This window comes from Streptomyces sp. NPDC047072 (genome assembly GCF_040643855.1).
Taxonomy (GTDB): Bacteria; Actinomycetota; Actinomycetes; order Streptomycetales; family Streptomycetaceae; genus Streptomyces.
On record NZ_JBEYVC010000093.1, the window covers coordinates 1 to 18,854 of the forward strand.

General features: G+C 70.1%; 19 protein-coding genes. 5 read left to right on the plus strand and 14 right to left on the minus strand.

The genetic code is table 11. The annotated features are described in order from the left end of the window. Window positions 1–11: 11 nt before the first annotated feature. From ABZ896_RS31675 to ABZ896_RS31700, 6 genes are all read right to left on the minus strand, one after another. A complete protein-coding gene (locus ABZ896_RS31675) occupies window positions 12–1,349 on the minus strand; it encodes a CpaF family protein (protein WP_360936588.1) in 1,338 nt (445 codons plus the stop codon). Between the two features lie 13 nt (window positions 1,350–1,362). After that, window positions 1,363–1,803, minus strand: coding sequence for a TadE/TadG family type IV pilus assembly protein (locus tag ABZ896_RS31680; RefSeq protein WP_360936590.1), 441 nt, complete (start codon window positions 1,801–1,803; stop codon window positions 1,363–1,365). 1 nt (window position 1,804) lies between these two features. Next, window positions 1,805–2,179, minus strand: a complete 375-nt coding sequence (locus ABZ896_RS31685; protein ID WP_360936592.1) for a TadE/TadG family type IV pilus assembly protein — start codon at window positions 2,177–2,179, stop codon at window positions 1,805–1,807. Then, window positions 2,176–3,423 (minus strand): AAA family ATPase, encoded by a 1,248-nt coding sequence (locus tag ABZ896_RS31690; protein WP_360936594.1) that lies wholly within the window; start codon window positions 3,421–3,423, stop codon window positions 2,176–2,178. Before ABZ896_RS31690 ends, ABZ896_RS31685 begins: the two co-directional genes overlap by 4 nt. A gap of 9 nt (window positions 3,424–3,432) precedes the next feature. Then, complete coding sequence (cpaB, locus tag ABZ896_RS31695) at window positions 3,433–4,140, minus strand: Flp pilus assembly protein CpaB (RefSeq protein WP_360936596.1); 708 nt, start codon at window positions 4,138–4,140, stop codon at window positions 3,433–3,435. A 67-nt stretch (window positions 4,141–4,207) separates the two neighbouring features. Next, window positions 4,208–5,080, minus strand: a complete 873-nt coding sequence (locus ABZ896_RS31700) for a hypothetical protein (RefSeq protein ID WP_360936598.1) — start codon at window positions 5,078–5,080, stop codon at window positions 4,208–4,210. Between the two features lie 245 nt (window positions 5,081–5,325). On the opposite strand from ABZ896_RS31700, the gene ABZ896_RS31705 reads away from it, so the two are divergent. Further along, window positions 5,326–7,014 (plus strand): glycoside hydrolase family 18 protein, encoded by a 1,689-nt coding sequence (locus ABZ896_RS31705; RefSeq protein WP_360936599.1) that lies wholly within the window; start codon window positions 5,326–5,328, stop codon window positions 7,012–7,014. Between the two features lie 142 nt (window positions 7,015–7,156). Here ABZ896_RS31705 and ABZ896_RS31710 read toward each other — a convergent pair whose 3' ends face one another. Then, a complete protein-coding gene (locus tag ABZ896_RS31710) occupies window positions 7,157–7,519 on the minus strand; it encodes a hypothetical protein (protein WP_360936601.1) in 363 nt (120 codons plus the stop codon). 131 nt (window positions 7,520–7,650) lie between these two features. Between ABZ896_RS31710 and ABZ896_RS31715 the strand changes: the two genes are divergently transcribed. Together ABZ896_RS31715 and ABZ896_RS31720 are read left to right on the plus strand one after the other, a co-directional pair. Beyond that, on the plus strand, window positions 7,651–8,151 hold the full coding sequence (locus ABZ896_RS31715) for a SigE family RNA polymerase sigma factor (RefSeq protein ID WP_360936603.1): 501 nt from the start codon (window positions 7,651–7,653) through the stop codon (window positions 8,149–8,151). Between the two features lie 77 nt (window positions 8,152–8,228). Then, window positions 8,229–9,482, plus strand: coding sequence for a hypothetical protein (locus ABZ896_RS31720; protein ID WP_360936605.1), 1,254 nt, complete (start codon window positions 8,229–8,231; stop codon window positions 9,480–9,482). A gap of 9 nt (window positions 9,483–9,491) precedes the next feature. Here the strand turns inward: ABZ896_RS31720 and ABZ896_RS31725 are convergent, their stop codons facing one another. Both ABZ896_RS31725 and ABZ896_RS31730 read right to left on the minus strand, forming a co-directional pair. After that, on the minus strand, window positions 9,492–10,802 hold the full coding sequence (locus ABZ896_RS31725) for an Nramp family divalent metal transporter (RefSeq protein ID WP_360936607.1): 1,311 nt from the start codon (window positions 10,800–10,802) through the stop codon (window positions 9,492–9,494). Between the two features lie 56 nt (window positions 10,803–10,858). Next, window positions 10,859–11,350, minus strand: coding sequence for an ATP-binding protein (locus ABZ896_RS31730; protein ID WP_360936609.1), 492 nt, complete (start codon window positions 11,348–11,350; stop codon window positions 10,859–10,861). A 237-nt stretch (window positions 11,351–11,587) separates the two neighbouring features. Between ABZ896_RS31730 and ABZ896_RS31735 the strand changes: the two genes are divergently transcribed. After that, on the plus strand, window positions 11,588–12,922 hold the full coding sequence (locus tag ABZ896_RS31735; protein WP_360936611.1) for a M14 family metallopeptidase: 1,335 nt from the start codon (window positions 11,588–11,590) through the stop codon (window positions 12,920–12,922). Between the two features lie 79 nt (window positions 12,923–13,001). On the opposite strand, the gene ABZ896_RS31740 is transcribed toward ABZ896_RS31735, so the two are convergent. From ABZ896_RS31740 to ABZ896_RS31760, 5 genes are all read right to left on the minus strand, one after another. Next, window positions 13,002–13,541, minus strand: coding sequence for a hypothetical protein (locus tag ABZ896_RS31740; RefSeq protein WP_360936613.1), 540 nt, complete (start codon window positions 13,539–13,541; stop codon window positions 13,002–13,004). A gap of 75 nt (window positions 13,542–13,616) precedes the next feature. Continuing rightward, window positions 13,617–15,092, minus strand: coding sequence for a gluconate:H+ symporter (locus ABZ896_RS31745; protein ID WP_360936615.1), 1,476 nt, complete (start codon window positions 15,090–15,092; stop codon window positions 13,617–13,619). A 130-nt stretch (window positions 15,093–15,222) separates the two neighbouring features. After that, complete coding sequence (locus ABZ896_RS31750; RefSeq protein WP_360936617.1) at window positions 15,223–15,633, minus strand: RidA family protein; 411 nt, start codon at window positions 15,631–15,633, stop codon at window positions 15,223–15,225. Continuing rightward, window positions 15,630–16,400 (minus strand): IclR family transcriptional regulator, encoded by a 771-nt coding sequence (locus ABZ896_RS31755; protein WP_360936619.1) that lies wholly within the window; start codon window positions 16,398–16,400, stop codon window positions 15,630–15,632. Before ABZ896_RS31755 ends, ABZ896_RS31750 begins: the two co-directional genes overlap by 4 nt. Next, window positions 16,397–17,467: a sugar kinase gene (locus ABZ896_RS31760; protein WP_360936621.1), complete on the minus strand. Its 1,071-nt coding sequence runs from the start codon at window positions 17,465–17,467 to the stop codon at window positions 16,397–16,399. Before ABZ896_RS31760 ends, ABZ896_RS31755 begins: the two co-directional genes overlap by 4 nt. 117 nt (window positions 17,468–17,584) lie before the next feature. Here ABZ896_RS31760 and ABZ896_RS31765 point away from each other — a divergent pair, with 117 nt between their 5' ends. Then, the gene (locus ABZ896_RS31765) at window positions 17,585–18,847 is read left to right on the plus strand and encodes an amino acid deaminase (RefSeq protein ID WP_360936623.1); all 1,263 of its coding nucleotides are present in this window, start codon (window positions 17,585–17,587) and stop codon (window positions 18,845–18,847) included. The last annotated feature ends 7 nt before the right edge of the window (window positions 18,848–18,854 follow it).

Sequence of the window (18,854 nt, forward strand, 5' to 3'; positions counted from 1 at the left end):
TCCATGGGGGCCTACCTGGCTTCTCGGAGGGCCAACTCGGCCGGGGACTGGGCCACACCGAAGGCCTGGGGGGTGGGCTGGCTCGCCATGTAGAGGCGGTCCACGGTGCGGCGAGGGAGCGGGAAGTACTCGAAATTGCCGTAGATCCGGCCGTCCGGAGCCATCGGGCGGGCGTTGAAGCGGGCGACCGTCGCCAGCCGGTACGGCTCGCTGCCGTGGCTGTCCAGCAGGGCGATCTCGGTGATGCGGCGGGCGCCGTCGGCGAACCGGGTGAGCTGGATGATCACGTCGATCGCGCTGTTGATCTGGTCGTGCAGCGCCTCGAAGGGGATCTCCACCTCGGACATCGACGCGAGGGTCTTGAGCCGCATCAGCGCGTCCTCCGCGCTGTTGGCGTGGACGGTGGCGAGCGAGCCGTCGTGGCCCGTGGACATCGCCTGGAGCATGTCGAGGGACTCGCCGCCGCGGACCTCACCGACGACGATCCGGTCGGGGCGCATACGCAGCGAGTTGCGGACCAGGTCGCGGATGGTGACCCGTCCCTGGCCCTCCACGTTCGGCGGACGGGACTCCAGGCGGACCACATGCTTCTGCTGGAGCTGGAGTTCGGCGGAGTCCTCGATGGTGATGATGCGGTCGCTGTCGGGGATGAGGCCGGAGAGCGCGTTCAGCAGGGTGGTCTTCCCCGTGCCCGTCGCGCCCGACACGATGATGTTGAAGCGGGCCTGCACCAACCCCGCCAGCAGGTACAGCATGTGCTCGTCGAGCGAGCCGAAGCCGGACAGTTCCTGGAGCGTGTACGAGCGGGGGAAGCGGCGGATGGTGAGGATCGCGCCGGTCAGGGAGAGCGGCGGGATGATCACGTTGACGCGCTCGCCGGACGGCAGACGGGCGTCGACCATCGGATTCGTCTCGTCCACACGGCGGTTGACCGTCGAGACTATTCGCTCGATGGTCTGCATCAGCTGGTCGTGGGAGGGGAAGCGGAGCGGCAACTGCTCGACCCGGCCGCCGCGTTCGACGAAGATCGAGTCGGGTCCGTTGACCATGATCTCGGTGATGGAGGCGTCCTCCAGGAGCGGCTCCAGGATGCCTAGGCCGAGCGCCTCGTCGACCACCCGCCGGATCAGCTGGGAGCGTTCGACCGTCGACAGGACCGGTCCCTCACGGCTGATGATGTGCCCGAGCACCCGCTCCAGGCGGGCCCGCCGCTCGGCCGCCGCGAGCGAGCTCATCTCCGCGAGGTCGATCTCCTCCAGGAGCTTGGCCCGGTAGGAGGAGACCAGGTGGCCGTCCTCGCCCCGACTGCCGTTCTCCTCGGGGGTGTTGATACGGGACCGCAGACTCATGGTGGCACCTCGTTCAGTGGTCGAGCGGCATGGTGGCGGTCTTGGTCGCGGGGTCGAAGTCCCAGCCCGGCACGACGGACGGGATCTGGACCGTGGCGGTGACGGTGACGTCGTCGCCCCCGAAGGCGGCCGAACAGGACACCGACAGCCAGTCGCTGATCGCGTTCACGCACCCCTCCTGCGCGCCCAGCTCCAGCGAGGCCGCCCGCGCCCCCGCCCGCGCCGCCGTACCGGCCTGCTGGGCGGCGTAGGCGATGAGCCCGAGCTGGACACCGGCCATGGCGACGAGGATCAGGACCGGGATGAACCCCAGGTACTCGATGGCGACCTGGCCGCGGTCCCGGCGGCTCGACGCGCCGCGCCGGCCGCGGTCCCGGGAGCCCGACGCGCCCCGCCGGCCGCGGTTCCGGCGGCCCGCCGTGTCGTACGGCAGCCGCTTCCCGTCGTACGACATCTCAGTCCCCCTTCTCCTCTTCCACGGCGCCCGCGTGGCCGTCGACCTGGAAGGGGAAGGCGATCGAGCCCGGGAACAGGACGGGCACGTCCAGGTGGACGTCCGCCGTGACGAAGCCGCCGGAGGTGCCGCAGTCCACCGTGCCGCTCCAGGCGTCGGGGAGCTTGTCCAGTCCCGCCTGTTCGCACGCGGCCTCCCGCTCGCCCGGCGCCGCGGCCGTCGCCGCCCGCACCGCCTCGTCGGCAGCATTCCCCGCGAGCGTGAACGTGTACCCCAGCAGCACGAACTGCCACAGCAGCACCAGCGTGACGACGATGATCGGGGTCATGCCGAGGAACTCGATGGTCACCTGGCCCTCCTCCGAGCGGCGCTTCATCTGCCCAGCTCCCTGCGCCGCCGGAACGTCAGCGCCCCCCGCTCCCGCCCGCTGCGGTGGGAGTTGGCCTCCGTGCCCTTGACCAGGCCGAGTTCGCCGGCGAGCGTCCACAGGGCCTGCTTGACCGTGCCCTTGGCGTCGAGCTCGTGGACCCGGCCCGCGTCGACCGCGCCCTGGAGTTCCTTGAAGTTGGCGGGGATCGCGGTCGCGGCGACGCCCGTGCCGGTGATCTTCTGGATGAGGGCGGGCTGGATCTCCGTACCGCGGGTGTGCCGGTTGACGACGACGGTGGTCTCCTCGGCCTTGCGGACCTGGAGCCGGTCCCACATCCGCACGGCCCGCTTGGCACCGCGTACGGCGACCACGTCCGGGGTGGTGACCAGCAGCGCGGTGTCGGCCATCTCCACGACCGCCGCGCCCGCCCCGCTGAGCTGCGCCCCGCAGTCGACGACCACGACCTCGTAGCGGGAGCGCAGCGCGGAGACGATCTGGCGGGCGGCGCGGTCGGTGACTTCCTCGCCGCGTTCGCCCTCGCCGGGGGCGAGGAGGAGCGCGAGGCCGGTGTCGTGGCGGAAGACGGCGTCGGCGAGGACGCGCGGGGTGATGTCGGTGATGGTCGCGAGGTCGACGACCGAGCGGCGGAACTGGACGTCCAGGTAGGAGGCCACATCGCCGGTCTGGAGATCCAGGTCGAGCAGGGCGGCCGGGCGGCCGGAGGCCTGGGCGGCGAGGGCCAGCTGGATCGCGGTCGTGGTGGCGCCGACCCCGCCCTTGGCGCCGCTGACCGTGACGACGGTGCCGCCGACGCCGGTGAACACGTCGCCGGGGGCGCCCAGGTGCCGTCGTACGCCCACCGACCACTGGGCGACCGCGTGCACCCGGCTCGCCAGCTCCTCGTAGCCGAGCGGGAGGGCGATCAGACCGCGGGCGCCGTAGTCCATGGCGGCCTGGAAGAGGCCGGGGCTGACGTCGGAGGTGACGAGGATGACGCCCACGGCCGGGAAGCGGAGGGCGACTTCCCGGATCAGCTCCAGCGCGGGGACGGGCCCGATGCGCTCATGCACCACGACCACTTCGGGCAGCTCGTCGATGGACTCGGAGGCGAGGCGGGCCAGCGTGTCGATGAGCTGCGTGGAGTCGGTCACCGGGGGGACCGGCTCGGCGTCCGGGAGCTGGCTGAGCAGGGTGGTGAGGGACCGGACCGCGTCCACGTCGCCGACTGCCGGGAGGATCCTCGTGGGCATGGCGGCCTCTCACTTGTCCTTGGTGAGTTCGTACGTGCGGTCCTGCTCCGGGATGGTGCCGGTCTCCCCCGGTGCGACCAGCGCGAGCCGGACGCGCTTGGCGAAGGACTCGGCGTAGGTGAGGCGCTGGGCGTCGAGGGCGGAGAGGGCGAAGGTGATGGGGACGGCCTTGGTCGCCTCGCGTGTGCGCTCGTCCGCGTCCGGCTGGAGCGCGGTGATCTGGCCGACGTCGAGGACCCGGGCGTTCGTCACGATGATCTTGGACAGGTCCGGGTCGCCCTCCTTCTGGCCCTCGAAGGTGGCGTAGACGTTGACCCGCGAGTCCGCCGTGATCTTGCCGGCCACACCGGTCGCCGCGTCGACCATGATGGCGACCTCCTGCTGCCCGGGCTGGAGCGCCGGCTGGTCGACGATCATGTCGCTCTGGAGGAGCGAGCCCTTCTTCAGCGTGGTCACGGCGATCTTGTCCTTGATCGCGGCGAGGTCGGTGACCGCGTTCGCCGAGAGCCAGCGCTTCGGCATCTCGGTCTTCTCGAACTGCGCCGCGGTGAGCCGGGTGTACGGCTGGATGTCGTCCTTGACCTCGTACGCCGTCACCTCGGGGCCGACCTTGGACTTCACGTCGTCGATGACGGACAGCACACCGGCGAACGCGGCGAGCGCACCGAGGACCGACAGGAGCAGGAGTATCACGCCGCGGCGCTGACGGGAGTTCATGAACCGTACAACCTCGTTGGGGGGCTCGGTCGAGCGGAATCGGGGACGGGGGGTGAACCGGTGGGGGTCACCCGGCGGGGAGTTGGTGCTGGGCGGTCGGGGGCACAGGGGCGGTGGCCGAGCAGAAGACGCAGCGGTCTCCGATCAGGTCGATACCGCACCAGTGACAACTGTTCTGCCTCACCGAGGTGACCAGTTGGTAAAGGACGGACAGGTCGGACAGGAACGTGCAGAACTCGATCAGCTTCCCGGTGCCCCACCACTCGGCGGACTCGGCGGGCAGCGGGGTCTCGCGCAACCCCTGGACCTGCCAGGACTTGGCGAGGGTGGCGGAGACCCAGTCGGACTGGAGCTGGCCGCGGGCCATCAGCATCGAGGTGGCGAACTCCGGGCCGGCGAGCGTGGCACCCGGCATGATCTTCACGAGTTGCGGCTGCGGGTGGGCGACCACGCCGAACTGGCTTCCCGGGACCCAGGACTTGGCGTGCGCCTTGAGGTCGACGGGGACCCGGTCGAGCCGGGCGACGGAGCCGAGGAGCGCGCCGGCGTGGAGGTAGTGGGTGAGCAGCCGCCCGGCCGAGGCGAGGACGCCGGGGCCGAGGTCGCAGGAGGCGAGCTGGCGCAACTGGCGGGTGAGGACGGCGAGTCCGAGGGGCGGCAGATCGGGACGGAACAGGGCGATCCGGTCGCTCTCCAGCAACGACCGTACGGTGAACAGTCGTTGCTCCACGCCCGGGGGCGCGGCCGCCGAGTACGCGACGATCACATGTCCGTGCTGGTCGATGAGGGACTGGAAGCGGGTGAGCGACTCGTCCAGGGGCTGCCGGTCGAGGTCGTCGAGGACGACGGCGGGCAGGGTCCGCTGGTCCAGTGGCGGCAGCGCCAGGTCGGCACCGGTCACGGCGATGGCAGTTGGCACGCGCAGCTCCCCGTATCCCATGCCCGTGGGCCTGTCGGGATCACCCCGGCACACCCGGTCGACTTCACTGCGTGACTACCTGAGCACTGTAACCACGGCTCTGTGGCCGGTGAACAGCGATCCTGTGACTTCCTGACCCACTTCGGGGCCCAATAGCGGGTGATTCCCGCCCAGATGGGGCGCACTTGCCACCGGTCAGGGCCAGGGCGGGGCGAGTTGGCCGCATTCCCTTGACAGAGGGATTGGTCTGGACCAACTCTGCTGTCATGTCCACCCCCATAGGTTTTACGAGAGGGCTCGGCACCGCGGCCGCCGCCCTCGCCCTGGCAATCGGTCTCGCGGGACCGGCGTCCGCGGCGGACGTCGACAACGCGAAGAACGCCGGCTTCGAGTCCGGCCTCGGCGACTGGACCTGTTCCGCGGGCAGCGGTACGACGGTCTCCTCCCCGGTGCACGGCGGCGCGGCCGCGCTGAAGGCGACGCCGGCCGGGCAGGACTACGCGCAGTGCGCGCAGACGGTGGCCGTCAAGCCGAGCTCGACGTACACGCTGAGCGCCTGGGTGCAGGGCGGCTACGCCTTCCTGGGCGCGAGCGGCACGGGCACGACGGACGTGTCGACGTGGACGCCGGACTCCGCGTCCTGGAAGCAGCTGACGACCACCTTCACCACGGGCGCCTCGACGACCTCGGTGACGGTGTACACGCACGGCTGGTACGGACAGGCGGCGTACTACGCGGACGACGTGTCGGTGTACGGGCCGGACGGGGGCGGTGGGGGCGGCACGCCGCCGACGATCCCCTCCGCGCCGGGCGGCCTGGCCGTCTCCGGTACGACGTCCTCGTCCGTGTCGCTCGCGTGGAACCCGGTGTCGGGCGCGACGGGTTACTCCGTCTACCGGGACGGTACGAAGGTCACGGCGGTCACCGGGACCTCGGCGACCGTGACCGGGCTCGCCGCGTCGACGTCGTACGGCTTCCAGGTGACGGCGACCAACTCGGCGGGTGAGTCGGCGAAGTCGGCCGCGGTGACCGGGACTACGTCCGCGACCGGGGGCGGTGGGGGGACCGCTCTGCCCAAGCACGCGGTGACCGGGTACTGGCAGAACTTCAACAACGGGGCGACGGTCCAGAGGCTGTCGGACGTGCAGGCGCAGTACGACATCATCGCGGTCGCCTTCGCGGACGCCACGACGACTCCGGGCGCCGTGACCTTCACCCTCGACTCGGCGGGGCTGGGCGGGTACACGGTCGACCAGTTCAAGGCGGACGTGAAAGCCAAGCAGGCGGCCGGGAAGAAGGTGATCGTCTCGGTCGGCGGGCAGAACGGGACGGTGTCGGTGAGCGACTCGGCGTCCGCGGCGAACTTCGCGAACTCGGTGTATTCGCTGATGCAGACGTACGGGTTCGACGGGGTGGACATCGATCTGGAGAACGGTCTGAACGCGACGTACATGTCGCAGGCGCTCAAGTCCCTCTCGGCGAAGGCGGGTTCGTCGCTGATCATCACGATGGCCCCGCAGACGATCGACATGCAGTCGACGTCGGGCGCCTATTTCCAGACGGCGTTGAACATCAAGGACATCCTCACGGTCGTCAACATGCAGTACTACAACAGCGGTTCGATGCTCGGCTGCGACGGCAAGGTCTACTCCCAGGGCTCGGTGGACTTCCTGACGGCCCTGGCCTGCATCCAGTTGGAGGGCGGCCTGTCCCCGTCCCAGGTGGGCCTCGGCCTCCCCGCCTCCACCAGCGGCGCGGGCAGCGGCTACGTCTCCCCCACGGTGGTCAACAACGCCCTCGACTGCCTGACGAGGGGCACGAGTTGCGGCTCCTTCAAGCCGTCGAAGACCTACCCCGACCTACGCGGCGCGATGACCTGGTCCACGAACTGGGACGCGTCGGCGGGCAACGCGTGGTCCAACACGGTGGGCCCACACGTGCACGCGCTGCCTTAGCCGGAACGGGGTGGCCGGTCTTCCGACAGCGCCCGGGGATTGCCCCGAGGCGGACAGGGCCGCGCAGGCAGCGGACGACGGCTGTCACCTCGCCCTCGGTCGTACCTCGTATCTCGTAGATCTGGAGTTCCGCGTCCACCGACTACACCAGGGGACGGTAATAGCCGAGTACCGGGGCCAGTTGGGCGAACCATTGGCCCAGCAGGTCCCGGCTCTTTGCGTCGACCACGCATTCGTAGACGCGGCCGTCGATGTGGTGGATGACCGCCATCATCAGGGTCTTGCCGTTGGGGCCCGCCTTGTAGTGGACGCTGCGGATCTCCGGCCAGGGGAACTCCGCGGTCATGGTGTGGTCCTCGAAGGCGACGCCCACGGAGTCGACGACGATGGAGTTGTGGCGGTCCACCGCCATGAACTCCGGGCCCTCCGGCGGGGGCGGGGGCGGGTAGCCGTAGGCGTACTGCGGGGGCGGCGGGCCGAAGCCGGGCGGAGGCGGAGTGGTCATCGGGTGCGTCCCCTTGTATGTCGGACTTCCTGCACATGGTGTTTCAGGTCGTGTGAAACATTCTCCCCGTCCCACCGCGTCAGTGAAGTGAGGACCTCTTCTACAGCCGGCACACAGCACCAGGGGGACGCATGCGACAGGCCCGCGCGGACGAGTACGCGGAGTTCGCCGCCGCCCGGGCCGGCCACCTGTACAGATCGGCCTGTCTGCTGACCGCCGGTGACACCCACCTCGCCGAGGACCTGGTGCAGGAGGCACTCGGTCGGATCTACGTCCGCTGGGGCCGGATCTCCCGCGTCGGCAACCCCGCCGGCTACGCGCAGACCGTCCTCGTCCGCGCCTTCCTCACCCACCAGCGCCGCCGCAGCAGCACCGAGCGCACCACCGACGTCCTGCCGGAGGTCACCGCCGCCGGCGTCGACACCCCGCTGCGGCTGACCCTGCTCGACGCCCTCGCGCGGCTGCCCGCCAAGGACCGGGCCGTGGTCGTCCTGCGCTACTGGGAGGACCGGTCCGTCGAGGAGACCGCGGGTGCCATGAACGCCAGCGCCGCGGCCGTCCGCACCCGCTGCACCCGGGCCCTGAAGCAGCTGCGCGGCCTCCTCGGCGAGGACATCGACGCGTACGCCTGACCCCGGCCGGCCCCTCACGTCACCTCTCACCTCTCTCGCCTCTCTTTCGCCACACCGACCCGAAACGGTGGTTCCCCATGCCCGTCGACCCGCACCAGGACCCCTTCGAGCAGCGGCTCACCACCGCCCTGCACGACACCGGCGACACCTTCGACACCGACCGCGTGGCCCTCGCCGAGCGCGGCACGCTGCGGGGCCGGCGCAAGCAGCTGGTGCGCCGGGCCGGTGTCGTCGGCGCCGCCACGAGCGTCGTGGTCGCCTGTGTGGGCGGCGCGCTGATCCTGCGCTCGGGCGGCCCGGCCACCGAGGCGGCACCGTCCTCCCTGGCCGCCTCCGCGAAGCCCAAGCCGAGCGCCACGGCCACCGCCACGCCCATGACCGACCAGCAGATGATCGACACCTTCAAGAGCCTGCTGCCCAAGGGCACTTTCAGCCAGGAGCACGGGCAGGGCACCCAGAAGACCGACAAACTGAAGGTGCCGGCGCCGTTCGCCACGCTCGTCTTCGACGACGGCAAGGGCGCCGCGGCCATGAACGTCACCGTGGGCCGGGTGCAGCCCGGCGGCACACAGGCCCGGCAGGCCGCCCAGTGCCCCGACAAGGCGTTCGTCGCGTACGACGCCTGCAAGACCAGCCGGCTCACCGACGGCTCCGTCGTCACCGTGCTCCAGGGGTACGAGTATCCCGACCGCCGCGTGGACACCAAGTACTGGTCCGCCGACCTGGTCACCCCGACCGGGCAGCAGATCACCGTGAGCGAGTGGAACGCGGCCGCCGAGAAGGACTCGCCCGTCACCCGGCCCCAACCCCCGCTCTCCCCGGCCCAGTTGACCACCCTGGCGGCGGCAAAGGAGTGGCGCGGTGTCGCGAACGCCCTCCCCGCGCCCCGGCCCGAGCCCGAACTCCCCGGCTCCGACCTGCACGCCCGTGCCGACCTGCTCGCCCTGCTGCCCAAGGGGCTGAAGGTGACCGACCGGAGCAGCGACGACGACGGCGAGTACGCCTATGTCGTGGTCGACGACGGCAAGGGCGCGAGCATGGTCCAGGTGAACGTGCAGCCCGACATGCGGGACGTGGCCGGCGACCTCTTCGGCGCCGACGACGAGACCCTGCCCGACGGCACCCGGGTCGCCGTCCACCAGGGTCCCGGCGAGAAGGGCGACGTCGTGATGTGGACCGTCGACACCATGCGCGAGGACGGCAAGCGGGTGGTGATCAGCGCCTTCAACTCCGGTTCGCAGAAGGGACCGGCGACCCGCAAGACCCCGGCGCTGACCATCGCCCAGTTGCGCACGATGGCGCTCGACGCCCGTTGGTGGGACGGCAGTTGAGGGTGCCGGTCAGAAGAACTCCGACCACGGCTGGTCCCAGACCTGCTTCACGCACAGCACCAGGAACAGCAGTCCGGCGATGGCCAGCATCGCGTTGCTGACCAGTCCGTTGCGCCACTGCGCCGGTGTGCGCGAGGAGTTGAGGAGCCGGAGCAGGGTGCCGGCCAGGAAGGGGAGGAAGGCCGCGCCGAGCACGCCGTAAAGGATGATCAGGCGGAAGGGCTGGCCCTGGAAGAGCAGGATGATCGGCGGGAAGGTCAGCCACAGCAGGTAGGCGCGGAAGGGCCAGGAGCGTTCGCGCGCTCCGGAGGCGACCGCCTCGCCCGAACCCTCGTTCTTCCGGCGGAAGTTGGCCACGAAGTCCGCGAACATCAGGCTCACGCCGTGCCAGACACCGATCAGCGAGGTGAAGGAGGTGGCGAAGAAGCCGATCAGGAAGAACTTCGCGGTCGCGGAGCCGTACTCCGCCTCCAGGATGTCGGAGAGCTGGATCAGGCCCTTGTCGCCGCTCGCGATCGCCACGTTCGCCGAGTGCAGCAGTTCCGCGCCGACGAAGAGCATCGCGATCACGAAGATGCCGGTGGTGGCGTAGGCGACGCGGTTGTCGAGCCGCATCACCTTCATCCAGCCGGTGTCCGTCCAGCCCTTGGCGTTGACCCAGTAGCCGTACGCGGCAAGGGTGATGGTGCCGCCGACGCCGCCGATCAGACCGAGGGTGTTGAGGACCGAGTCCTTCTCGTCGGGGAGCACGGGCAGCAGGCCCGCGAAGGCCTCCCCCAGGTTCGGCGTGACCCGGATCGCGAGGTAGACGGTCACCACGAACATGACGCCCACCAGGACCGTCATGACCTTCTCGAAGACCGCGTACTTGTTGAACCAGACGAAGACCAGACCGACCAACCCGCAGGCGATCGCCCACCACTTGAGGTCCATCACGTCCGGGAAGAGCGCCTGCAGCGGCAGCGCGCTGGAGGACATCGCCGCCGCGCCGTAGACGAAGCCCCAGATCACGACGTAGGAGACGAAGAAGTACGTGGTCCAGCGGCCGAGGCTCGCCCAGCCGTCGAAGAGGGTGCGGCCGGTGGCCAGATGCCAGCGGCCCGCCGCCTCCGCGAGGGAGATCTTGACCAGGCAGCCGATCACGGCGGCCCACAGGAGGGTGTAGCCGAAGTTGCTGCCCGCGATGAGGGTGGCGACCAGGTCGCCCGCGCCGACGCCGGTGGCGGCGACGACGATGCCGGGACCGATGTGGCGCCAACTGGACCTACGGGGGACGGAAGTGGCCGCTGAAGTCGCTGTGTTGTCCGTGGTGTCCGCCATGAAGGTCAAGAAACCCTAAAGGCCCTCGACCGGCAAGAGGGCAAACCGTGAAGGCCTCAGGGGCGGGGGGTCCGGCGCCCGCCGCAGTCGTCCGAGCCGCAGGTCGCCAGTTCGAACCAGACCGTCTTGCCCGGACCGTCCTGGTGGCAGCCCCAGCGCAGGGCGAGCGTCTCGACCAGGAACATCCCGCGCCCGTTCTCCGCGCCGCCGGCGTCCAGCACCCGCGGCACCCGGTGGGCGGAGTCGGAGACCTCGCAGCGCAGCAGGCCGTGCGCGGCGGACAGGGTGAGCCGGAAGCCGCTGGCCGCGTGCAGCAGGGCGTTCGTGGCCAGCTCGCTGACCAGCAGCTCGGCGGTGTCCAGCACGTCGTCCAGATCCGCGAGCCCCCAGCGCTCCAGTTGTCTGCGCACCTCGGCGCGGGCCTCGCGCACGGCACAGGGGCGGGGGTCGTACGCGACGCTCGAGTGACCGGCCCCGAGCGGCGGCTGGGGGTAGGCGGCGTACCGAGGGTCGGGATCCGGGAGACGGCCCCCGGAGAGTTCCAGCATGCCCCCAGGGTGACCCCCGTGTGGGGAGGGGCGCACGGGGAGGACTACCTGTTTCCCTACCTGTACCGCCCTCGGTACCCGCTCAACCGACGTACAGGGAACGCACAGTTCACGCCAACGCGTCTTTATTCGCCCTTGACCTGCTCATGCCATAAGCAGACGATGAGCGGCACACCTCGCACGCCCGCACCTGTACGTCGCTGAACCACCCCCCACTCCACTCCTGTAGGAGACTTCATGCGACTTCGCATACGCGGTTCCGGCGCCCGGGGCGGCAGACGCTACGCCGCACTCGCCGCCCTCCTCGCCCTCGCCCTCGCGGCCCCGCTCTCCGCCACCGCCGACAGCGCCACGAAGGCGGCCCCCGCGGCCGAGGACGTCAGGCAGTACGAGATCCACCAGCACACAACTCCGTTGACCCGTACGGCGATCCAGCAGACCGGGGTGACGGTGGACGAGGCCGACGAGGAGACCGTGGTGGTCTCCGGCCGGGCCTCCCAGATCAAGCAGCTGCGCCAACTCGGCTACGAGGTCACGGCGTTGGGTGCCGCCCCGGACCGGGTCGCGGAGGACGAGATCCGGCTCTACGACTTCCCCTCGGCCGACTCGCGCTACCACAACTACGCCGAGATGAACGCGGAGATCGACCAACGCCTCGCCGCCTACCCGAACATCATGAGCAAGCGGGTCATCGGCACGTCGTACCAGGGCCGGGACATCGTCGCCATCAAGATCAGCGACAACGTGGCGACCGACGAGGCCGAGCCCGAGGTGCTGTTCACCCACCACCAGCACGCGCGTGAACACCTCACGGTGGAGATGGCGTTGTACCTGCTGCGTGAACTCGGCGCGGGTTACGGCAGCGACTCCCGGGTGACCAACATGGTCAACAGCCGGGAGATCTGGATCGTCCCCGACCTCAACCCGGACGGCGGCGAGTATGACGTCGCCACGGGCTCCTACCGGTCGTGGCGCAAGAACCGGCAGCCCAACTCCGGTTCCTCCGCGGTCGGTACGGACCTCAACCGCAACTGGGCCTACCGCTGGGGCTGCTGCGGCGGCTCCTCCGGGTCGACGTCATCGGAGACGTACCGGGGTTCGGCGGCCGAGTCGGCGCCCGAGGTCAAGGTGGTCGCCAACTTCGTGCGCAGCCGGGTGGTCGGCGGGGTCCAGCAGATCAAGTCGAACATCGACTTCCACACGTACAGCGAACTGGTGCTGTGGCCCTACGGGTACACCACGGCCGACACCGCCACCGGCATGACCGCGGACGACAACGCCGCGTTCAAGGCGGTCGGGCAGAAGATGGCCGCGAGCAACGGGTACACCGCGGAGCAGGCGAGCGATCTGTACATCACCGACGGGTCGATCGACGACTACCTGTGGGGCACGCACAAGATCTTCTCGTACACCTTCGAGATGTATCCGTCGTCCAGCTCCGGGGGTGGGTTCTATCCGCCCGACGAGGTGATCGAGCGGGAGACCTCCCGGAACCGGGATGCGGTGTTGCAGTTCCTGGAGAACTCGGACTGTATGTATCGGTCGATCGGGAAGGAAGCGCAGTACTGCTGAGGTCTGTGGGGAACTGCGGGTCCGTTGTGGCTGGTCGCGCCCCGCGGCGGAAGCCGCTGATAGACACAGCCCCGCGCCCCTAGTCGGTTTCCGTCGAGCCCTCTTCGAAGTACTCGTCCATGACCGCGTCCAGCTGTGCGTCCCACTCCTCGAAGCTCGACCTCGACTTGGCCTCGATCTCGATCGGGTACCAGCGGCGGTCGGGGGTGTGGACGGTCACGGTGAACCGCTTGCCGAAACGCGGGGTCTCCGTCTCCACCGCGCCGATCTCGTCCCAGCGGAACTCGCAGGACTGGTCGTCGAGGGAGAGGCGTACGCCCTTGGCGTCGGCGGTGATCTTCGCGCGGCGGTCGGAGGCCTCGAAGACGGGTCCGTCGGAGGGCTCGGAGGATGCCTCGTCCTCCGGCCCGTCCTCCGAGTCCGCGTCCGCTCCGGATGCCTCGACCACGTCGGAGTCGACCGCCTCGGCCTCCTCCACCTCGGCACTCTCCGCCCCCGCGTCCTCCCCCTCGCCGTCCTTCGGCTCGGCGGACACGGGTGAGGTGAGCCCGGGGATGAAGGCCGGGTCGAATCCGGCGCCTTCCAGGGGCTGGCTGCTCGAACCTATGCGCTGCTCCACAGCGGGCAGTATGGTCGACGATCCTGTGCCGCACACAGCCAGCCCCTACTTCGTTATCAGACGCCTACACGCGCCTTACACGAACACACTGAGCAAACCAGCCACCACGAACCCCGCCACCGACAGCACCGTCTCCAGCACGGTCCACGTCTTCAGGGTGTCGCGTTCGCTGATGCCGAAGTACTTGGCCACCATCCAGAAGCCCCCGTCGTTCACGTGGGACGCGAAGATCGAGCCTGCCGAGATCGCCATGATGACCAGGGCCACGAACGCCTGGGAGTGGTGGCCCTCCGCGAGGAGGGGGGCGACGATGCCGGCCGTCGTCACGATCGCGACCGTCGCCGAGCCCTGGGCGACCCGCAGGACGACCGAGATCAGGTACGACAGGACGATCACCGGGAGCCCGACGTCGTTGAACGTGTCCGACAGGGCCTGCGCGACCCCGCTCGCCTTGAGGACCGCGCCGAAGACCCCGCCCGCGCCGACGACGAGCAGGATGTTGCCGACCGGCTTCAGCGAGGCGGTGGAGACCGTCTCCAGGGACTTGCGGGACCAGCCGCGCCGGATGCCGAGCAGGTAGTAGGCCAGCAGCAGGGCGATCGTCAGGGCGACGAAGGGGTGGCCGAAGAACTCGATCACCGAGCGGCCGGTGGAGGGGTCGAGGGCGATCGAGGAGAAGGTGGCGGCGAGGATCAGGATGAGCGGGGTCCCGATGATGCCGAGGACCGTGCCGAGCGGCACCGGCGTCTCGCGCGGCTCCACGCCCGACGCGCGCTGCTCCTCGACGACGGCCTGCTTGGCCTCCGCGGCCGCCTCGACCATGTCCTGCGGTACGGCGACGAAGATCCGGTTGCCGACCCACGCGGAGAACGCCCAGGCGGCCAGCACGGCCGGGATCCCGCAGATGACGCCCATGAGGATGACCCAGCCGAGGTCGACGTGCAGCAGCCCGGCCGCGGCGACCGGCCCGGGGTGCGGCGGCAGGAAGGCGTGGGTCATCGACAGGCCCGCGAGCAGCGGCAGGCAGTACAGCAGGATCGACTTGCCGCCCCGCTTGGCGGCCGCGTAGACGATCGGCGCCAGCACGAAGATGCCGACGTCGAAGAAGACCGGGATACCGAAGATCAGACCGGTCAGGCCCATGGCCAGCGGCGCACGCTTCTCGCCGAACAGGCCCAGCAGCCGGGACGCCAACACCTCGGCCCCGCCGCTGACTTCGAGGATCGCGCCGAGCATCGTGCCGAGGCCGATGATGATCGCGACATGGCCGAGGATGCCGCCCATGCCTGACTCGATGGTGGAGACGGCGTCGGAGCGCTGGACCGTGCCGAAGAGCTCGGTGACGGACAGGCCCGCGAGCAGGCCGACGGCTATGGACACGGCGAGCAGCGCGACGAACGGCTGGAGCCGGACCTTGATGATCAGGAAGAGCAGCAGGGCGATGCCGATGGCGGCGACGGTCAGCAGACCGGCGGTGCCGTCGATGAGGAGGAGCAGGCCACCGGTGTGGGGTGGGGCCGCGGGGGCGGTGGCGGCGAGCGGTAGGGACATGGGTGGGGGTCCTCTGGCTAAGGGGTGCATCGAGCTTTCGGGCAGGGGGGAGCGCGGTGTGGCACCTCGGGAGGTGCCACACCGTGTACGGCGTGCGGGAGTTGAGGGAGCGTCAGCCCAAGCCTCGGCCTCAGCCGAGGACGGCGAGCGCGTCGATCTCGATGAGGAGCCCGGCGGGCAGGCCGACGTAGACCGTCGTACGGGCGGCCGGGGGCGCGGTGAGCCCCTGCTCCTCGAAGTAGGTGTTGTAGATCGAGTTCATCTCGGCGAAGTGATCGACGTCCGTCAGATAGACGCGGATCATCATCACGTCGTCCCAGCTCGCGCCGCCCTCCTCCAGGATCGCCTTGACGTTGGCGAGGGTCTGGAGGGTCTGCTCGCGCAGGGTGGGGCCGGCGGGCGTCGGGGGTTGCCCCTCCACCGCCGGCAGGAAGCCGACCTGCCCGGCGACCTGGAGGATGTTGCCCTTCCGCACCCCGTGGGAGAACTTCGCGGGCGGGGTGGTGTGGGTCGAGGGGGTGAGCGCGATCTTGTCCGTCATACGAGGTCCTTGGGGTCCTTTGCTGGGGTTCTGCCGGAGTACTCGCCGCTGACGGCATCGGCCGTACGGCGGACCTGCGGGAGCAGGGCGAGGAGTTCGTCGGCGGTGACGACGACGTTCGGCGCGGAGACCGACATCGCGGCGACGACCTTGCCGTCGGCGCCGCGGATGGGGGCCGCGACGCAGTTGATGGACTCCTCGTGGCCACCGAGGTCGGTGGCCCAGCCCTGTTCGCGCACCTTCTCCAACTCGCGCAGGAAAGCGGCTGCGTTGGGTGTCGAACGGGCCGTGTACAGGGGGTAGTCGAGCTTCTCGGCGATCACGCGCCGCTCGGCCTCGGACAGGTCGGCGAGAAGCAGCTTGGCGACGGCGGCGACGGTGATGGCCACCGGTTTCCCGATCCGCGAGTACATCCGCACCGGGTACCGGCTCTCGACCTTGTCGATGTAGAGCACCTCGTCCTCCTCGTACACGGCGAGGTGGACGGTGTGCCCGCACTGCTCGTTCAGGCGTACGAGGTGGGGGTGGGCGATCTCGCGGATGTCGAGGTTCTCCATCGCCTCCTGGGCGAGGGCGATGAGCCGGGCGCCGAGCCGGTAGCGCTGGTCGGACTGGCGGTAGACCATGCCGTGCTCGTGCAGGGTGCGCAGCAGCCGCAGCGCGGTGGACTTGTGCACACCGAGGCGGTCGGCGACCTGCCCGAGATCGGCGGGCCCCTCGGCGAGCAGCGGCAGAATGCTCAGCGCACGGTCGACGGTCTGGCTCATGGGGTGCGTACCTCCTCCGGGGCCTGCACGGCTTGCGTCCAGCCGGGGCCGAGACGAAGTGTCTCCCAGGTCCCCTCATCCAGAGCGACCAGCCGGTCGGCGTGTGCACGGACGGGGGGTACGGCGAGGTCACCGGGGGTGGTGAGAGCGGCGGCGGCCCAGAGATGTCCGGTGCGGAGACGGCTCTTCATGGGCAGGTCGCGGAGAGAGGCCGAGAGAAATCCAGCGGCGAAGGCATCCCCGGCCCCGGTGCTGGCAACCACGTCCACATGCAAACCAGGGGCATGCGTGACTTCCTCAAGGGGCGCGGGGAACTGCGCGACCAGCCCACGACGGCCGTCACCCGACACGAACGCTGTAGCCCCCCTGCTGCCTTGCTTCACCACCAACACCGAAGGCTCCGGCAACGCCTCCCGAATCACCGACGCACCCCCGCTGATCCCCCACGCCTCCTCCGCCTCGTCCTCCCCCACGAACACGATGTCGGCCCCCCGAGCCAGCTCCAGCAGAACCCGCGCCCCCTCCACGTCCCCCCACAACTCAGCCCGGTGATTCACGTCGAAGGACACCAGCGGCCGCCCCTCAGAAGGAGCCGTCAGCTCCCTGACCAACTCCAGGCACCCCTCGGAGAGCGCCGCCGTGATACCGGACAGGTGCACCACCCTCGTGGCTCGCACCACCGAAAGATCCACATTCCCCACGGACATCGCCGAAGCCGCGGACCCGGCCCGGTAATACGCGACCTCATGCCCGTCGGACCCCCGATCCCCCGCCGTACGGAAATACACCCCCGTAGGCCGCAAGGGATCCCGTCCGACCGCCGAGACATCGACGCCGTACCCCCCGATCGCCTCGACCAGGTGATCCCCGAACCCGTCCACGCCGACCCGGCTGACCCACCGCACCGCATGCCCGCCGGCGGCCAGCACGCACGCGACGTTGGACTCCGCCCCACCGATCCCCCGGTCGAAGGACGGCACGTCGGCGAGCCGCCCCGCCCGGCCGGGAAGGAACGTGACCATGGACTCGCCGAGCGCGACGACATCCACGGCGTCGGAGGCATTCACGATGGACCGAACTCCTTCATTGACCCGGCGTCGGCCTGGATGTTAGACAGCACTCAGCGATATACGCAATGAACGTTGCACACACTGCAACGCATCCCACCCCACCAGGGAGGCCTCGTGTCCGGCACCGAAGCGCTCGCCCGTCTCACCGAAGACCGCGTCGACCACCGCTTCAAGGGCCTCCCCCCGGACGCCGAGGGCCTGACCGTCGCCGAGCTGACCGCCCAGCGCCGCAACCTCTTCACCGGCGGCTTCACCACCCCCGTCCTCGCCCTCTCCACCGAGCGCCTCCAGCACAACCTCACCCTCATGGAGTCGTACGCGGCCCGCCACGGCCTCGCCTTCGCCCCGCACGGCAAGACGACGATGGCCCCGCAGCTCTTCCGGCGGCAGATCGAGCACGGCGCGTGGGGCATCACCCTCGCCGTCCCCCACCAGGTCCGGGTCGCGCGCGCGTACGGCGTCCAGCGGATCTTCCTCGCGAACGAACTCGTGGACGCGTCGGCGCTGCGGTGGATCGCCGCCGAGCTGGCCCGCGACGAGAACTTCCGCTTCCTCTGCTACGTCGACTCCGTGCGCGGAGTCGAGCTGATGGACGCGGCCCTGCACGGCACCTCCCGCCCCGTGGACGTCGTCGTCGAGCTCGGCGCCGGCGAGGGCGCCCGTACCGGCGTCCGTACGGAGGCGGAGTGCGCGGCGATCGCCGACGCGGTGGCCCGCACGGAGACCCTGCGCCTCGCCGGGGTCGCCGGCTACGAGGGCGAGGTGCCGCGGGCCGACCCGGAGCGGGTGCGGGCATGGCTGCGCCGACTCGTCGCGCTGGCGGTCGACTTCGACAAGGACAAGCGATTCCAGGGGGAGATCGTCATCAGCGCCGGCGGCAGCGCCTGGTTCGACGCAGTCGCCGACGTCTTCGCCGAGATCCCCGAACTCTCCGCCCCCGTACTGAAGTTGCTGCGCTCGGGCGCGTACGTCTCGCACGACGACGGGCACTACCGCAAGGTGACCCCCTTCAACCGGGTGCCCGAGGAAGGGGCGTTGGAGCCCGCGTTCCGGCTGTGGACACAGATCGTCTCGCGGCCGTCGGACGCGCAGGCCTTCGCGAACGCCGGCAAGCGGGACGCGGCCTACGACCTCGACCTGCCGTTCGCGCAGGTGGTCCGCCGGGACGGCGCCGAGCGCCCGGCCACCGGCATCGAGGTGACCGCCCTGTCCGACCAGCACGCCTGGCTGCGCACCGCTCCCGGGACGGACCTGGAGGTAGGAGACTGGCTCGGCCTTGGCCTGTCCCACCCCTGCACGTCCTTCGACAAGTGGCAGCTGATCCCGGTGGCCGAGGCCGACGGCACGGTCACCGAGTACATCCGCACGTTCTTCTGATCCCCGC

What these genes read in the sequence shown, in the direction of transcription:
- ABZ896_RS31700 (WP_360936598.1), bottom strand. Translation starts at nt 5,080, where the DNA reads ATGGGATACGGGGAGCTGCGCGTGCCAACTGCCATCGCCGTGACCGGT.
- ABZ896_RS31755 (WP_360936619.1), bottom strand. Translation starts at nt 16,400, where the DNA reads ATGAGCCAGACCGTCGACCGTGCGCTGAGCATTCTGCCGCTGCTCGCC.
- ABZ896_RS31675 (WP_360936588.1), bottom strand. Translation starts at nt 1,349, where the DNA reads ATGAGTCTGCGGTCCCGTATCAACACCCCCGAGGAGAACGGCAGTCGG.
- ABZ896_RS31730 (WP_360936609.1), bottom strand. Translation starts at nt 11,350, where the DNA reads ATGCTGGAACTCTCCGGGGGCCGTCTCCCGGATCCCGACCCTCGGTAC.
- ABZ896_RS31680 (WP_360936590.1), bottom strand. Translation starts at nt 1,803, where the DNA reads ATGTCGTACGACGGGAAGCGGCTGCCGTACGACACGGCGGGCCGCCGG.
- cpaB (WP_360936596.1), bottom strand. Translation starts at nt 4,140, where the DNA reads ATGAACTCCCGTCAGCGCCGCGGCGTGATACTCCTGCTCCTGTCGGTC.
- ABZ896_RS31750 (WP_360936617.1), bottom strand. Translation starts at nt 15,633, where the DNA reads ATGACGGACAAGATCGCGCTCACCCCCTCGACCCACACCACCCCGCCC.
- ABZ896_RS31715 (WP_360936603.1), top strand. Translation starts at nt 7,651, where the DNA reads ATGCGACAGGCCCGCGCGGACGAGTACGCGGAGTTCGCCGCCGCCCGG.
- ABZ896_RS31720 (WP_360936605.1), top strand. Translation starts at nt 8,229, where the DNA reads ATGCCCGTCGACCCGCACCAGGACCCCTTCGAGCAGCGGCTCACCACC.
- ABZ896_RS31725 (WP_360936607.1), bottom strand. Translation starts at nt 10,802, where the DNA reads ATGGCGGACACCACGGACAACACAGCGACTTCAGCGGCCACTTCCGTC.
- ABZ896_RS31685 (WP_360936592.1), bottom strand. Translation starts at nt 2,179, where the DNA reads ATGAAGCGCCGCTCGGAGGAGGGCCAGGTGACCATCGAGTTCCTCGGC.
- ABZ896_RS31690 (WP_360936594.1), bottom strand. Translation starts at nt 3,423, where the DNA reads ATGCCCACGAGGATCCTCCCGGCAGTCGGCGACGTGGACGCGGTCCGG.
- ABZ896_RS31745 (WP_360936615.1), bottom strand. Translation starts at nt 15,092, where the DNA reads ATGTCCCTACCGCTCGCCGCCACCGCCCCCGCGGCCCCACCCCACACC.
- ABZ896_RS31710 (WP_360936601.1), bottom strand. Translation starts at nt 7,519, where the DNA reads ATGACCACTCCGCCTCCGCCCGGCTTCGGCCCGCCGCCCCCGCAGTAC.
- ABZ896_RS31705 (WP_360936599.1), top strand. Translation starts at nt 5,326, where the DNA reads ATGTCCACCCCCATAGGTTTTACGAGAGGGCTCGGCACCGCGGCCGCC.
- ABZ896_RS31735 (WP_360936611.1), top strand. Translation starts at nt 11,588, where the DNA reads ATGCGACTTCGCATACGCGGTTCCGGCGCCCGGGGCGGCAGACGCTAC.